The organism is Streptococcus mitis (genome assembly GCF_001579045.1).
In the GTDB taxonomy this organism is placed as follows: domain Bacteria; phylum Bacillota; class Bacilli; order Lactobacillales; family Streptococcaceae; genus Streptococcus; species Streptococcus mitis_D.
On sequence record NZ_KQ970261.1, the window covers coordinates 251,757 to 267,931 of the forward strand.

Below are 16,175 nucleotides of genomic sequence, written 5' to 3' on the forward strand. Positions count from 1 at the left end.
GTATCAGTATAGCAAAATTCTCCTCTAACTGCTTAGGAAAGACCTCTTAATCAACATAATCTAGTAAATAAGCGTAACCTTTTTCTTCCATTTGATCTTTGGGAATAAAGCGGATAGAGAGACTATTAATACAGTAGCGCAAGCCACCCTTGTCCTGTGGTCCATCCGTAAAGACATGGCCAAGGTGAGAATCTCCAACTCGGCTTCTCACTTCCATGCGAGTCATATTGTAAGACTTATCTTCCTTGTAAGTGGCAACATCTGGACTGATGGGTTGGGTGAAACTAGGCCAACCACAACCAGACTCAAACTTGTCCTTTGATGAAAAGAGGGGTTCGCCAGTTGCTACGTCTACATAGATGCCAGATTCAAATTTATCCCAATAGCGGTTTGAAAAAGCCCGTTCTGTTTGATTTTTCTGGGTAACTGCATACTCCTCAGGTGACAGGGCCTTTTTCAATTCATCATCACTTGGTTTTGGGTATTTGCTGGCATCAATGACAGGGTAGGCAGCCTGATTGACATTGATATGGCAGTAGCCATTTGGATTTTTCTTGAGATAGTCTTGGTGGTAATCCTCAGCCACCACGAAATTCTTCAAAGGCTCCTTTTCAACTGCTAGAGGTTGATCGTATTTCTTAGCCACCTCATCAAAGACTTGGTTAATCACCTCTAAATCCTTGTCATCTGTGTAATAAACACCAGTACGGTACTGGGTTCCTACATCATTTCCTTGTTTATTTTTGCTGGTCGGATTGATAATGCGGAAGTAATGAAGCAAGATTTCCTTGAGAGAAATTTGCTTGGCATCATAGGTGACATGGACAGTTTCCGCATGTCCTGTTTGGTTAATCAATTCGTACTTGGTTGTTTCCCCTCTACCGTTCGCATAGCCTGAAACGGCATCTGTCACTCCGGGAACGCGGGAGAAGTATTCCTCCACTCCCCAGAAACAACCTCCAGCTAGATAAATTTCGTGCAAGTCTGCGTCTTTACTAATTTCTGTTTTTTCACTGTTTTTCCTCCTTGGCTAACTGCCGCTTTCTCAATTTGCGAGGCATCTGTCTGCCCTGCATTTCGCATCAATAGAAAATAGAAACCGGTTATGGCTAGGAAAAAGATTCCTGCCAAGACAAACAATTTTACTTTATCATTCATGGCCTTTCTCTACCCCACTTCTTTCAATGTTTTTAAAATCATATCCTTATCCATAAAACCAGGTTGCGTTTTGACCAGTTTTCCTTCCTTGTCTATAAAGGCTTGAGTTGGATAAGAACGGACACCATAACTTTCCAATAGTTTGCCCGACGGGTCAATTAGAACTGGGAAATTTTTATAATCCAAACCCTTGTACCAGTTCTTAAAGTCTGATTCTGCTTGTTCCCCCTTATGTCCAGGAGAGACCACTGTCAAGACCACATAATCATCACCAGCATCTTTAGCAATTTCATCCGTGTCAGGAAGACTGGCTAGACAGATGGAACACCAAGAAGCCCAGAATTTGAGATAGACTTTCTTGCCCTTGTAATCAGATAAGCGGTAGGTCTTGCCATCTACTCCCGTCAATTCAAAATCAGCAACTTCTTTCCCTTTAGCTGCGCTTGTTTTACTAGCTGTCTGCTCCATCTTCATTTCATCTTTCATTTGGTGTTCACTAGTCATGGACTTGCCTGAACAAGCCGTCAAACAAAGAAGCGAACCTGCTCCAAGAACACATGTTTGCCATTTTTTCATACTGATATTCCTTTCCATTTTATTCAAATAATTGACTTAAAATTGAAGCATTTCCAAACAGAACCAAGATTCCCATCACAATAATGAGAAAACCACCCACTTTTTTGAGGATTCCGAGATAGGGATGGAGTTTTCGAAAACGTTTCAAAACATAGCTGGAGGCTAGAGCTAGAACCAAAAATGGTAACGCCAAACCCAGCGTGTAAATCAACATGAGACCAGCTCCCTGCCAAGCACCTGAACCACCTGAAGCCGCTAAGGCCAAAACAGAGCCCAGAACCGGTCCCACACATGGCGTCCAAGCAAAACTAAAGGTCAATCCCAGTAAAAATGCCTGACTATAGCCCTTACCCTTTTGCCCCTGTCTCTTCAATTGTAGCCTTCTTTCCTTGTAGAGTCCCTGAAAATGTAAGACTTCCATCTGGTGCAGACCCAAGAGAATGATAACCGCACCTGTCACATACTGAAACCAAGAGGCATACAAAAGGTCTCCTAAAAAACCAGCACCATATCCCAGTAAGATAAAGATAAAAGAAATACCCGCTATAAAGGCCAGAGTTCGCAATAAACTGACAACTGAGATTGAAAATTTGCCACTAGAAGCCTGAGCACCATCTTTGTCATCCAACAAGACCCCTGCATAGACCGGTAACAAGGGTAAGATACAAGGAGAAAAGAAGGAAAGAATTCCAGCAAGAAAAGCACTGATAAAAAAGATAATCGTATCCATTGCCTTCCTCCATTCTTTGATTTGATAGGACTATTATAGCTCCAAAAATCAAGAAAAAATAGGGACAATGATAGGGAAAAATAGGAATTTAATCAGGTTATACTTTAAAAAATCAAAAGAAGCATAAATACAAAAGGTAAGCTACCTTACTGTTTCAGAGAACACATCAAGCATAACTGAAAACAGATTCTTCCATCTACCACGGAAAAATCTGTCATTAACTTATTGATTTGCAAAAACTACTCCTCAGAGTATCCCTTTATTCCAGCAGTTAATCTGCTTTACTAATCGCTCGAGTCGCTGGGTAAAGGGCTTGTTCCCAAAAAACTCCAACCATGGCTTGCACACTTTATCTTTGCTGGTTTCTCTGTATTTTTTAATTCCAAGAACGCCATCTTGACCAGATGGTTTTCTTGTCCATTATTGGTGATAATCTGTCAATAGCGCCTCAAACTCAGCGACGGTCATTCCCAATTGTTCACTCGCAAATTCGGAAGTTAAAACATGTTGGTGGACTAAGTCTAGAAAGGTAAAGATTTTCCCACGCTCCAGTCCCTGTTCAAGACCACGTTCTAAGCCCTTTTCCTCTGCTTGTTCCAAGGCATAGTCCTGCGCTAACAATGCCTGTTCTTCACGCATACGTAGTTGACTAAACATCTTCCTGTCCTCCTCGGACCAGCTCTTATAGTCTAGCAGTTGGTCTGCTTGGCTGATGGCTCGCTCGGGTTCTTGGGTAAAGGGTTTATTCCCAAAAAACTCCAACCACGGTTTGCGAATGCTATCTTTGCTGGTTTCTCTATATTTTTTTAATTCCAAGAACGCCATCTTAACTAAATGGTTTTCCTGACCATTGTTGGTAATGGTTAAAACCTCACCCGTCGTGTCCTCGCGCATACTAAAACTATGAAAAGCTTGATCATCTGAGAAGTAATTACTATCTACAATAGCGATAGCGTATACTGGTGCGATGTGTTTATAGCTCTGGTGGGTATCACCTTCTCGTTGGCGAATTTTTTCTAGGTTTTGATTGACCTGACTACACAGGTAAGCCCACAGACGATTGATGAAAAAATTCTGATGATGGACTTGAATCTCAATGATTACTTGAGTGCCATTATCTAGTTCAGCTAAGACGTCTATACTGGTATAGAAATCCTGCGCCGAGTACGGCATGGAAGGCAATACATGAATATTGCTCCCCTCTAAAATGGTCACATTTTTTGCAGGCAAGTCCAACATATCGCGAATAAATTGACAAGTGATTTCTGGATTGCTAAAGATTTTCTTAGCAACCAAGTCATTAGTTGGGCTGATGCCCGGATGTCTGAGAATCATCCATTCCCTCCTTCTATTATACCATATTTTAAAATCTAATTTTGCTAGATTCTATGGTTCTATCTATTTATTCGGAAAAGAGAGGATAAATGAAATAGTAAATAAAAAATAAGAACAGAGGATAAGCAATAAATGTTAAGCTTATCAGTCCTCCTTACTTATCTGATAATAAATAAGGTCCGCAAGATAGCCTTTTCTCTCTACACCATTGGTAATAGTCTTTTGATAGGACATTCCAGCCTTCTCCATGACACGACCTGAAGCTGGATTGAGACTGGCATAACGTGCCTTGACTTCTTGAAAGCCTGCTTGAGTAAAACAAAAATCCAAGGCCGCTTTCAAGGCCTCTGTCATAAGACCACGACCCCAATAGTTTTTTCCTAAAACATAGCCAATTTCACAAGAAGAATCGTTCTCATCTATTGCAACGATGCTGATATCTCCAATCACTTGTTTTGGGTCTTCTTTGAGGCAAATGGCCCATTTGTAATAGTTGGGATTAGCATAGGAAGCAACCCAATTGCGAATCGAGTTTCGAGTGATTTCGACATCAGGATGGGGATCCCAAGTGACGTAGGTTAGATTCTCAGCAGACGAAGCCCAATTCTGAAACATGGCTTCTGCATCACTTTCCACAAATCTTCGCAAGATTAAACGATCTGTCTGTAATATTTGTGTACCGATAGATTTCATGACGCTACCTCGCTTTCTGATAGATGATTCTATGTCCAATCTCAATTTAAATTTACTTTGCTTTTGAATTTCAAGACAAGAAGCTAAAAAGGTCCACCGGACCTTCCTCGCTTACCTGTTTCCATGCTCGGGGTAAAAATACTAAACTCAGTAACAACTAGAAAACGAGTTTTTCGTCTAATCCCTTGACGCAGTCGCTGTCTGGTTTGAAATGCGCTCTAGCAAGCTTTTTCAAACCTAGTCATCGTTGCGGGGGTGAGACGACGAAATCGAACTCTTCAAGTTACCGGACCTTCTCTCGCTTACTTGTTTCCATGCTCGGGGTAAAAAGGCTAAACTCAGTGACAGCTAGAAAACAAGTTTTTCATCTAGTTCCTTGACGCAGTCGCTGTCTGGTTTGAAATGCGCTTTTCCAAGCTTTTTCAAACCTAGTCATCGTTGCGGGGGTGAGACAACGGAATCGAACTCTGTGAGTTACCGGATCTTCCTCGCTTACTTGTTTCCGTGCTCGGGCTGAAAACCTCCACTGGAGGTTTTCACTCCCAAAAGTCATCAAATACGGTGATGGGTAGGTGGCGTTTGTGCTGGCCTTTATGCCACCAGTTTTCAATAGTCGCTTGAGCTTCTGGGCTAACTTGTTTGCCTTCTAGGTAGTCATCAATCTCTACATAGGTGACTCCGAGAGCTACTTCATCAGCTAGGCCTGGTTTATCTTCTTCTAGGTCTGCTGTTGGGATTTTTTCATAAAGGGCTGGGTCTGCACCAAGTTCCTTCAATAGTTGTTTTCCTTGGCGTTTATTGAGGCGGAAAAGAGGGAGAATATCCGCACCACCATCACCAAACTTGGTAAAGAAACCTGTGATATTTTCCGCAGCATGGTCTGTTCCAATGACCGCTCCGCTATGGGCACCAGCAAGGGCATATTGGGCAATCATACGGCAACGTGCCTTGATATTTCCCTTGTTAAAGTCTGAAACAGGGCTTCCTGTCGCTTCAACAACAGCTGTCATGGCATCAGCTGATTCCTTGATATTCACAACCAAGCTGACATCTGGCTGGATGAAAGCGAGGGCTTTTTGAGCATCTGCTTCATCAGCTTGCACTCCGTATGGCAGGCGGACAGCGATAAATTTGTAGCTATCATCTCCAGTTTCTGCGCGCAGTTCTTCCATAGCTAATTGGGCCAATCGACCTGCCAAGGTTGAGTCTTGTCCCCCAGAAATCCCTAGTACAAAGGTTTTTAGGAAGGGATGTTTTTTGAGGTATCTCTTTAAGAAATCAATAGAACGACGGATTTCTTCTTGGGCATCAATCACAGGTTTGACACCCAATTCTTGGATAATTGTTTCTTGCAAACTCATTCTTCTTCTCCTTCACCAAGGGCTTCCTTGCGCATTTTGTCAATCAAATCCATCTTGTCTTGCCATACATCACGCGCCAAATCCACTGGATAATGCTGCGGATTGAGCACACGCTTGTACTCATCCCACAACTTGTCAAATTCCTTACGGGCATAAGCCTGAATCTCAGTCAAGCTAGGCAACTTGTAAATCAATTGTCCGTCTTTGAAAATATCCACCAAGAGAGGAACAGCATCAAAATTACGAACTGTCTTCTTGATGTAGGTATAGGTCGGATGGAACATCTTGATTTCAGTCATGTCGCTCACATCCACACCATCATAGGTGATGTAGTCACCCTCTGACTTACCTTTTTCACGACTAGTAATGCGCCACACCTGCTTCTTACCTGGCGTAGACACTTTTTCCGCATTATTTGACAGCTTGATGGTGTTGCGCATCTGGCCACTTTCATCTTCGATGGCCACAATCTTATACACTGCCCCAAGAGCTGGTTGGTCATAGGCTGTGATCAGCTTGGTTCCCACACCCCAGACATCAATCTTAGCCTTTTGCATCTTGAGGTTGAGGATGGTATTTTCATCTAGATCATTTGAAGCATAAATCTTGGCCTCTGTAAATCCAGCCTCGTCAAGCTGCTGACGGACTTTCTTGGAAATGTAGGCAATATCCCCAGAGTCAATCCGCACACCCATAAAGTTAATCTGGTCGCCCAGCTCACGCGCCACCTGAATGGCAGCTGGCACACCGATGCGAAGGGTGTCATAGGTATCCACAAGAAAGACGCAATTTTTGTGGGTCGCAGCATAAGCCTTGAAGGCCTCATAGTCGTTCCCATAAACCTGCACCAAGGAATGGGCATGGGTCCCCAAGACAGGAATGTCAAAGAGTTTACCAGCACGCACGTTGCTGGTTCCATTGGCACCACCAATCACCGCTGCGCGTGTTCCCCATATAGCCGCATCCATTTCTTGCGCCCGACGTGTTCCAAACTCCATCAAAGGCTCATCTTCAATAACTGAACGAATACGAGCTGCCTTGGTAGCCACCAAAGTCTGGTAGTTAACGATGTTCAAAAGGGCTGTTTCGACCAACTGACATTGGGCTAGAGGGCCTTCCACCTGCACAATCGGTTCATTAGCAAAAACCAGATCCCCTTCTTGGGCAGAACGAACGGTCAACTCCAACTTGAAATTGCGGAGATAGTCCAAGAATGCCCCATGATAGCCCAGCGACTCCAAATAGGCAATATCACTATCTGAAAAACGCAAGTCTTCAAGATAGTTCACGATTCTTTCCAAACCAGCAAAAACCGCATAGCCGTTCTTAAAAGGCTGTTGGCGGAAATAAACCTCAAAGACCGCCTTTTTATTGTGAATCCCTTGGTCAAAGTAAACCTGCATCATGTTAATCTGGTACAAGTCCGTGTGCAATGTCAAACTATCATCTGGATACATACTCTTCCTACTTCCTTAACTAGAAACCCATGAAAATTTTCAAAAACTTTCATGTATTCCAATAAATTAGTACTATTATATCACATTTTAGCTGGATTGAGAAAAGTGTAACAAGCTATTCTCCACTCTCCAATTCATCCATGTCTTGCTCGAACTTTTTCTGAGCCCATTCGCCATAGCTCTTCAGACCAAGATTGCCGATAAAGACCCAAGGAAGGTAAATGACATAAGTAATGACCCAAGCGGACAGGTATTTAGCGTTCAAAGGATTGTGCTGATAAATTTCTATGTTGAATTGATAATTCTGCAACATCAATAGAGTTGTAATCGCCAAGGTTAGGAAAAAACAACCCAAAATCGTAAAATGAAAACGACTATAGTAGGTCACTCCCAGATAACGGGCACGATTGAAAAAGAAGAAAATTCCTACTATCAGAGTATAGACTAGAAAATTCGGATTAAAAAGAGAGGGAGCTAATACAGCCACCAAATAGCTTAGAAGCACAAGCACAATGAAGAGGGAAAAGGATTCTGCCCCAGCTTTATTGATTAGTTGTTCTTCTCTTTCGTCAAGTAATTGATAATGAATGAATTTATTTACCATCTTCTTCCTCCCAAAATAGTTGGTCTAGGGTTTTCCCTAAACATCTGCAAATGGACTGGCAGAGCGAGAGACTGGGATTGTATTTTCCCGCCTCTATCAAACCAATAGTCTGGCGCGTCACCCCGACAGCCTCTGCCAGTTGACCTTGTGTTAAATCAAGCTCGACTCGAGCTAATTTTAATTTTAAATTTTTAGCCACCTGCGTCCTCCTAATAATTTTAATACTCATCTACTCTTAAAAAATCCAAAACTAACACAAGCTGTCAGCTATTTATTATAACCTCATTAATTAGCACTCCAATATTATCTTCAGCCTAAAATCAGTATGTTAGATTGTTTGAAATAAACTCCCTAGCTGGCTATTTGATTTTTTTGTTTAGTATTAGCTTTAGTAGAGTCTTTTAAACGAGTTTTGATTACTTGTATTTCTTGTTTAGTTTAGTTGCTTTCATATCACTATTATATAATGCTTTTGGAAATGAGTCTAGTGTAAGACAAAAACGTGTACACAGCAAGAGCAGGAGCATACAAAGATGACTGATTTTTTTCATAGAGATACCTCCCGTGAAGAGACGAAAGCAAGATAGGTGCAAGTACTTTTTATTTTTTACTAGATTTTAAGTCTACAAAATAATACTAAACAAAACTAAAATGAATACTCCTTGCTTTTCTTGAGAGTGAAAAAGTACAATAAAATGATTGTAGTGATTGCCACAAGATACTGACTAATAGACATCGTATTTGAAGCAACAAATACAGGTAAGGAATAAAAAGGAAGAAGTTCAATTGCTTTGATAAACAAATCATTACTAGTATTCATCATAATCGTATTTAATATATTAGGGACAAAGAGTAGTAAAGCTACTAAAATACCAAATACCAAGCCACTTTTCAATTTGTATAAATAGAAAGTGTAAGATAATAGAAAATAAAATAGGACTAACAAAATTGTATTGACTACAATGGCTACTATAAAATCTAATCCTAAATCACCTGGAACACCCAATTTACTTACGATGACTAGTAACACAATGCCATTCAAAGCATAAATAATGGAAACTGAGATGGCATATAGAAAATTGGACAAGACGTAAATCATCCGATTTTTCTGTTGATTATAAAATAAACTTATCGCATTGTGGGAAAAATCCCTACTAATAATTCGGTTAGCATGTATAACAGCCATTAACATACCGAGCATAGCATAAAAATTTGAAATATGCTTAATACCAAGTGATGTCCCTTGACTCTTTAGAATAAAGAATGTAACCAGTATCGGCGGTATAAACGAGATAATCAATCCAAGATATATTACGCCTGATGAATATAAATCTCTTATATTTTCCTTAAGAAAATTTAATTTATTTAATTTCATGATTATAACCTTCCTTTATTTTGAACGATTTAGATAAATATCTTTAAGCGTCTCTTTTTTAGTTTCAAAATCAACTACTTTAATAGAGTTTTCGTTAAAAAATTTAAAAAGCTCACTACTTTGAATATTCCCAGACATAGTAATTTTCAGTCCCTCTTCCTGAACAATATCCCCAAATTCTTGTTTGGTAATGAAAATGTCTTTATCTACAGCTGATGAAAAAGCTATCTCAAACAAGCAATTATGACTATCTTTTCCTACTTTTTGGAATGTCAAAAGCCCGTTCTCCAAGAAGAGGACTCTCTCACAAATTTCTTCAATATCTTCTAATTTATGACTCGATATTAAAATTCCCACATTTTCACTTAAAGCTAAGTTTTTTAGAACCGCTAAAACTATTTGTGATGATTCAATATCTAAACCATTAGTCGGTTCATCTAAAATCAATATATCAGGTTCCGTAACGAGAGTTAGAAGCAAAGCTAATTTTTGTTTTGTACCCAAAGAATAGGTCTTTACTTTTTTATTAATAGACTGAGTCAAATCTAACTTTTGAATCAAACTCCCAAATCTTTCTTTATTGTAATCAACACCATATAAATTTGACAAATATTTTAAATTCTCTAAACCTGTTTTAGATAAAAATAACTTTGGTTCTTCGATTAAATACCCAACATTATCACTACTTATAATATTCCCTGAAGTCGGTTGATTATTCTGAACAAGAATTTTCATCAATGTACTCTTACCAACTCCGTTTCTCCCTACTAGACCAACAATTTCACCCTTGTTAAGTGCGAAATTTATATCTTTGAGAATGATTGAATGACCATAATGTTTACTTACATTTATAACTTCCATTTTGTAATTCCTCCATTAATATTCTTGGTTTTCTCTTTGATCATCATTAATTTTAAAAAGTTGCGCCTCTTTTTAACAACATTATATCATATATCTAACTTAATGCAATATATAAATGTCATTTTGTAAAATTTTATTAACAAAAAAACTCTCTACCATAAAAAATAGAGAGTGTTGAGTTTAAATATAGGATTTTAAAATATCGACGACATCAGTTCTTTTCTTAACCTGATAGGACTTGATTCCCAATTTCTCAACTGCGATTGTATTGTCCTCCATATCGTCTAGAAAGACACAATTTGTAGGATTTAACTGATATTTATCGAGAATCTCCTTTATACTTATGTCAAGAACCCCTCTTTGCCTTATACTTTCATATTCAGCTTACAAATCCTTTTGGTAATAAAATCTTTGCCCTGTATAGGGATAGTCTTGCAAGGTAAAAACTTCCTTGTAGCCATGCTTCTGATAAAAGTCTGGTGCCTGGAACTGGTAAGTATTGACAAAGGCAAAACGACAGTTTCGATTCTTAGCTTCACTTTCTGCCTGCTTCAATAGTTTTGAACCGATTCCTTGCCCTCGTAATTCCTCTTTTACAAACAAATATTCGATTCCCAACCAATTTCCAAAAGTCTCTGCTATCAAACCTGCCAGGAGATTGCCCTTTTCATCTTCGACATAAAGATTCAGTGGCTCACTTTCAGCCTCTTCTCTTTTTGAACGGTTATAAGCACGAATCAAATTCCCAATTTCCTGGACTTTCTGGGATTCCTCATTTTCCAATCTAAAGTACATCCAAACCTCCTAGAGAACGATTACAGCTTGATTATAGTCTTATTTCAATAGACTGTCAAACCAAAGAAAAATTGAGCATATCAGCTTGCATAAACATCAAATGAACAAACAAGCACCCCCTCTTGGAGATGCTTGTTACTTCGTTGTGAAGGTATATTTTTAACAATTTATATTTCCAAATATTCATCATAGAATATTGATATTGAACTCTTTCTTGCATTGCTAGTACTAGCAAATGGAACTTATATACTAGATTCTAAGCATCTCATTCTTTCACTGATGAATACATTTAAACTACTTTCATCTAATTTGGAAACTTTTCAAACGATTTAGTTTTCATTCCATATGTCTCTGCGTTCATTGGTAACATATAAAACTTGATTATGTTTTACAGCTTTTCTCCAGATGAAGAAGCCAAAAGCTGGAGCAGCTAATGTTATCCAAAAATAAACTAAGATATACTGTAAAATAGTTTTCTTTACTAATCCCCAGAATGTTCCATAGCGAACTAGACCATCCAAGAAATTCTGTATAATTCCCCCTTGATAATTCCAATAAGAATAGTGCCAAAACACAAAAGATAACCAAGTTAAGACAACAGCAATTAGAAAACCGAAAATCCCTAAAGGAGGAACCCAAAACATTATCCAAAAAAGAAAGACCAAGAAACTACATAATGTTTTTCTAATTACATATTGTTTACGATAGTCCTCTCTTAAATGATCCCTTACAGATTGTAAGAAATTACCAAATTTTTCTTTAGCAGCTCCTGCGGATGGTGGGGTTACATATTCTTTCTTAAAATTATCTGACATATACTTTCTTTCCTCTTTCTATTAAATATAACAATTCTCCAAGACTTCACTAGGTATCGTTTCTATGATCTCGATATTGTTTTCAAAAAGATACATTGCTACCTTGCGTAAAATTTTCTCATTTTGGTTTCTGACCCAGCGACCGTTACTAAAATCATTGCTTCTTTCAAAATTATTTTTCAGAAGTTTTTGATAAGCTTCTACATCTACTTTATAACCCTTGCTTACTAAATCATTTAGACCAATCTGATACAATTGCTCAATAGAATAATCTTCAAAATGAAATACATTTGGAATACGACTCCGCAATCCTTCATTCATTTCTAAGAATTTTTCCATATCCTTTGTATAACCTGCAAAAATTAAGACAATATCCTCTCGATGATCTTCCATGAATTTCAAGATTTCGTCAATAGCTTCCGAGCCAAAATCTTTTTCTCCACCTTTTGCAAGTGTATAGGCTTCATCAATAAAGAGAACTCCACCTAGTGCAGATTCTAATACTTTTCTTGTTTTGATAGCAGTATGACCTATATGCTGACCGACTAAATCACTTCGAGACGTTTCTACATACTTATCTGTTGGAATGATATTATTTTCATAAAGTAGTTTCCCCATCAATCTAGCAACTGTAGTTTTACCAGTACCAGGGTTTCCTAAAAACAATGAATGCAAAGTTACTCCAGATGTATTAAAGCCCTTATCTTTTCGGGATTTATTCATATTAGTAATAGCAATAAATTCTTGAACTTCATTTTTGACACTATCCAGTCCAATCATATCCTGTAACTTTTCAAACGTTGTTTTTTCACCAAAATGACTAATAGATACTTCATCATTTACTAAGGTATATTGATTATTTTCATCTAAGATAACATCTGTATAATCTTCATTGGTTTTTACTCTCAGTAATTCACCGACTTCAAATTTAACATTTCGTTCCAGTTTTATATCTGGGTTTGTTTTCATTCCTACAATTATTTTATTTAATCGTAGGTTAGAATTACCGTCAGAGTATACATTAATCTTATTATGATTTCCTCCTAAAACCATTAAGATATTTCCAGTAACAGATGAATGATCTTCAAAATCTCCAAGTTCTACCAATCCCAGATGGTCTTCAATATAGACTGACGATTTCACTGTTTTAATCGAATGAAGCATTGCAAAGCCTACAGATAAGGAACTCTCTTTTAGATAACAAGCGTTTATATACTTCTCATCATTGTCTAGAAAAACTCTCGTATCCAGTAAGGTTAAGCTTGATTGAGTACATTCAATTGTAGAGCGCTTATTTTCAAAACTTCCTGCAAATAAAATAGAACTTTTAATACTTCCTTCTGATTTTGTCCCTAAGAATATTCCATTATTATCCGAAACTTCTAACTCAATATTGGATAATTCAAATCGTGAGTTATCAAATACTGTTTGAACATAGATATTCGTATCTTGAATTAGAACTGTAGAATTATCAAAATATATACGCTGACGTTTATCTGGTTGAAAAGAACGAACTACAGAATTTTTAATCGTAACGGTTGAATCTTTAGAATAACAGATCGGATAAATTTCACCTTCAGTCTGATTTGATTCTAAAAGAACAGTATCTAATAGTACAGATGATCCTGGTTTTATATTCAAACAATTATATTTTTCTTCTTTGACATTTAAAGCTAGATTTTTAAACGTCACATTTACACCATCAATAGCAAACAAACCATCTAATGTAGGTAAAATGAGTTGCTCCTCTTCAATAACGTTTCCAATAAATGATAAATTTTTATCAATTAGAATTGATCCAAATTCTACTTTAAAATTTTCTTGGATTTCAATTGTATCTCCATCACTTGCAGCCGCAATTGCAGCATCAAAATCCCAAGTTGTTCTTTTAGAAAATAAAGAAGAATTATCTTTACCAACTAAAAAATAAGCCATTATTGTTCTCCTTAAATACGATATATCTAAAATATATTTTATCTATCAAGTATGACTATAGCTCTGTCACTCCTACACCCACTCACCATTAGCATTCACGCGATAGCCATCTGGTGTTGTAGTATTTACCAAAAGAGCTCCTGAGTTTGTGAAGTAATACCATGATTTTCCAACTTGAGACCAGCCACCTTTATTCATAGCACCTGAACCGTTTAAGTAATACCAAGTGTTCCCTTGATGAAGCCAACCTGTTACCATGACTCCTGAGCCATTAAGATAATACCATACACCGCCTGTTTGGAACCATCCTGTTACCATTGCACCTGAGCCATTGAGGTAGTACCAGGCATTCCCGATGTAGAGCCAGCCAAGTTGCATTTGACCATCATTAGCAAGGTAATACCAAACGCCACCTACTTGGAGCCAACCTACTTGCTTACGACCTGACTGGTCAAAGTAGAACCATTTACCGTTTTCTAAAACCCAACCTACTTTTTTAGCTTTTGGAGTTTCTTCAGATTTTTTTGAATTTCTGTTCAAAGGATCTCCTGATGTAAAACCTGGATCTGGGATTACGTAATTCTTTTTAGACTCGTTTTCTGGTCCTATAGGTTCTTTAGCTGGTGATGTATATTTTGGAATTGATGATGTCTTAACACCTACACCTGGCAGTGCATACATTGGACTAGATTCATTCTTCTTGTATTGGTGGAACAAGTTATCTCCTAATGGAGAATCAATTTTTACACTATTCACATAAGTATATCCTTCAATTGTCTCTGCAGGACCTCTTCCACGCCCCAAATACTTTATCTCTTCTTTTGTATCAATATCTACTAGAGTTGTGTAACCTGAAAAATTTATATCATTACCATCATCAGGACGAACTGTAGCTCTTTCAAAATGATATGAAAGATTCTTAGCTCCTACAGAATTCCATACCCCTGCCATCACGAGACTCAACCCCATCACTGTTCCTGTCAATACGTGTTTTAGTTTCATTTTCTATTTCTCCTTTTTTACTCACTAACCTTATAATAAAATTCGTTTGGATCGGATAATGCACCTGCATATTGGGCAATCAACAACCGATCCTTGCTACTGTCAGATACATCTGTGTAAGTTGCATCGCCTGCATTAAAGTCTGGATGCACAATTCCTTGTGGAATGAGGGTAACAGATGCGCCACCGACACCACTGCTTGAAGTCATGCCAAATTGAGCCATATTATTTACAATCTTCGGTGCTGCATCAGTCAAGACCGCTCCATTTGTAAAGCCATTCTCATCAAAAGTGACTTCGCCACCCTTGTTATTCTTCCAAGTACCTTTGATACTGCTAAAGTTTTTCTGATGAATCTCAGCCAGATGAGCACCAGGTCCCTTGGCCTGCTCCTCTAGGTCAATAAAGGGACGGCTAGCTGAAGCATCATCAAATATCAACCAGTTCAAGCCTTCTAAGTCCACCTGCTTAATCCCATCTAACCCTTGTAAACTTGAAGGATCCTTGGTTTCTCTCAAATCATAGTCAACTGAGCTGGCTTCCTGATAACGGCCATCCGCAAAGAGATAAGTTTTAGCAATGGCCTCCGGTCTAGAAGCGCTGAAAATCAAGTAAGAGATGGCGCCATTTTCATAAGGAATCAAGATTTGACGTGAACCACCTTTACCAGCAACCCCACCAGCCTTGACTAGCTGGGCTCCCTGATCTGTCAGATAGTAAATCCCAAGCAAGACCTTATCTTGCTTAATTAGCAATTCTTTCTTCCCATCCTTATTGATATCGTAGAAAGTATAGCTGATGTCTCTTCCTTGGTAATCAAACAAAATGGAATCGATATAAGACTCTTCTTTGTTACCTGTCGAATTCTGTGGCATTTGTTGTTTTTGCGCTGTCTTAACTCGCTCTCTATAGGAGTCTAAGATATTCTGATAGACAATCTGGTAATCAATTTTTGCTTGTTCAGCTTTTTTGTCTTCTGAAGCACTGGTTTGAACTGTAGCGTCAGCCGACTCAGCTTCGCTTGTCTGGCTAGCTTGCTGCCCACAGGCTGCTAATAAAAGCACTGAGCTAGCCACTAACAAGCCACTAAAGATGCCTTTCTTGGACATAATCCCTCCCTTTATTTCTTTTTAAAGGATTTGCCAGCTAGTACACCAGAAGGATCTGAAGTAATGGTCAACTCTCCACCTTTGATTTCATAACCTAGTTTCAGTGAAGACAATTCAAGAGTCTTTTCTTTCTGATTGACCTTCATCTCGTCTGTCTGCTCCGTTGGCTTACCTTCTGTTAGGATACCAATTGTTTTTCCGCTTGTATGAACTTGTCCCTTGTCACCCTTGATCTGGATAGTCACAGTTGCTTCTTCCATAAATGGCATGCTACCTTGATAGACATAAGTCCCATCTGCTGATGAGCAGGCTGCAAGAAGCAATAAGCTAGTCACTAACGATAATACAAATGCTAGTTTCTTTTTCAAT

At 38.4% G+C, this 16,175-nt stretch carries 16 protein-coding genes and 1 pseudogene; all 17 read right to left on the minus strand.

Annotated features, from left to right (window positions below):
• Window positions 1-46 precede the first annotated feature (46 nt).
• Window positions 47-1,158 (minus strand): annotated as a pseudogene (gene msrB, locus SMIDD28_RS01195) (peptide-methionine (R)-S-oxide reductase MsrB).
• A gap of 9 nt (window positions 1,159-1,167) precedes the next feature.
• Window positions 1,168-1,734 carry a redoxin family protein gene (locus tag SMIDD28_RS01205; RefSeq protein ID WP_061424086.1) on the minus strand — a complete coding sequence of 189 codons (567 nt, stop codon included), beginning with the start codon at window positions 1,732-1,734 and terminating at the stop codon, window positions 1,168-1,170.
• 19 nt (window positions 1,735-1,753) lie between these two features.
• Entirely contained in the window at window positions 1,754-2,464 is a 711-nt protein-coding gene (ccdA2, locus tag SMIDD28_RS01210; protein ID WP_061424087.1) for a thiol-disulfide oxidoreductase-associated membrane protein CcdA2, read from the minus strand.
• 420 nt (window positions 2,465-2,884) lie between these two features.
• The gene (locus SMIDD28_RS01215; RefSeq protein ID WP_061424088.1) at window positions 2,885-3,799 is read right to left on the minus strand and encodes an Rpn family recombination-promoting nuclease/putative transposase; all 915 of its coding nucleotides are present in this window, start codon (window positions 3,797-3,799) and stop codon (window positions 2,885-2,887) included.
• 144 nt (window positions 3,800-3,943) lie between these two features.
• Window positions 3,944-4,492, minus strand: a complete 549-nt coding sequence (locus SMIDD28_RS01220) for a GNAT family N-acetyltransferase (RefSeq protein WP_061424090.1) — start codon at window positions 4,490-4,492, stop codon at window positions 3,944-3,946.
• Between the two features lie 536 nt (window positions 4,493-5,028).
• Window positions 5,029-5,853, minus strand: a complete 825-nt coding sequence (gene nadE, locus SMIDD28_RS01225; protein WP_061424091.1) for an ammonia-dependent NAD(+) synthetase — start codon at window positions 5,851-5,853, stop codon at window positions 5,029-5,031.
• Window positions 5,850-7,310 (minus strand): nicotinate phosphoribosyltransferase, encoded by a 1,461-nt coding sequence (locus tag SMIDD28_RS01230; RefSeq protein WP_061424094.1) that lies wholly within the window; start codon window positions 7,308-7,310, stop codon window positions 5,850-5,852. Before SMIDD28_RS01230 ends, nadE begins: the two co-directional genes overlap by 4 nt.
• 115 nt (window positions 7,311-7,425) lie before the next feature.
• Window positions 7,426-7,914 carry a DUF6773 family protein gene (locus SMIDD28_RS01235; RefSeq protein WP_061424099.1) on the minus strand — a complete coding sequence of 163 codons (489 nt, stop codon included), beginning with the start codon at window positions 7,912-7,914 and terminating at the stop codon, window positions 7,426-7,428.
• Window positions 7,904-8,113: a helix-turn-helix transcriptional regulator gene (locus SMIDD28_RS01240; RefSeq protein WP_001107500.1), complete on the minus strand. Its 210-nt coding sequence runs from the start codon at window positions 8,111-8,113 to the stop codon at window positions 7,904-7,906. Before SMIDD28_RS01240 ends, SMIDD28_RS01235 begins: the two co-directional genes overlap by 11 nt.
• Window positions 8,114-8,560: 447 nt before the next feature.
• Window positions 8,561-9,289 (minus strand): ABC transporter permease, encoded by a 729-nt coding sequence (locus tag SMIDD28_RS01245; RefSeq protein WP_061424101.1) that lies wholly within the window; start codon window positions 9,287-9,289, stop codon window positions 8,561-8,563.
• 15 nt (window positions 9,290-9,304) lie between these two features.
• Entirely contained in the window at window positions 9,305-10,150 is an 846-nt protein-coding gene (locus SMIDD28_RS01250; RefSeq protein WP_081103166.1) for an ABC transporter ATP-binding protein, read from the minus strand.
• 384 nt (window positions 10,151-10,534) lie between these two features.
• Window positions 10,535-10,945, minus strand: coding sequence for a GNAT family N-acetyltransferase (locus tag SMIDD28_RS01255; RefSeq protein WP_081103168.1), 411 nt, complete (start codon window positions 10,943-10,945; stop codon window positions 10,535-10,537).
• A gap of 329 nt (window positions 10,946-11,274) precedes the next feature.
• Window positions 11,275-11,760 carry a hypothetical protein gene (locus SMIDD28_RS01260; RefSeq protein ID WP_061424103.1) on the minus strand — a complete coding sequence of 162 codons (486 nt, stop codon included), beginning with the start codon at window positions 11,758-11,760 and terminating at the stop codon, window positions 11,275-11,277.
• A 21-nt stretch (window positions 11,761-11,781) separates the two neighbouring features.
• Window positions 11,782-13,695 (minus strand): AAA family ATPase, encoded by a 1,914-nt coding sequence (locus SMIDD28_RS01265; protein ID WP_061424105.1) that lies wholly within the window; start codon window positions 13,693-13,695, stop codon window positions 11,782-11,784.
• A 72-nt stretch (window positions 13,696-13,767) separates the two neighbouring features.
• Window positions 13,768-14,697: a PspC-like choline-binding domain-containing protein gene (locus SMIDD28_RS01270; protein ID WP_061424107.1), complete on the minus strand. Its 930-nt coding sequence runs from the start codon at window positions 14,695-14,697 to the stop codon at window positions 13,768-13,770.
• 17 nt (window positions 14,698-14,714) lie between these two features.
• Window positions 14,715-15,806 (minus strand): DUF6287 domain-containing protein, encoded by a 1,092-nt coding sequence (locus SMIDD28_RS01275; RefSeq protein WP_061424109.1) that lies wholly within the window; start codon window positions 15,804-15,806, stop codon window positions 14,715-14,717.
• A gap of 11 nt (window positions 15,807-15,817) precedes the next feature.
• The gene (locus SMIDD28_RS01280; protein WP_061424111.1) at window positions 15,818-16,174 is read right to left on the minus strand and encodes a hypothetical protein; all 357 of its coding nucleotides are present in this window, start codon (window positions 16,172-16,174) and stop codon (window positions 15,818-15,820) included.
• Between the last annotated feature and the right edge of the window lies 1 nt (window position 16,175).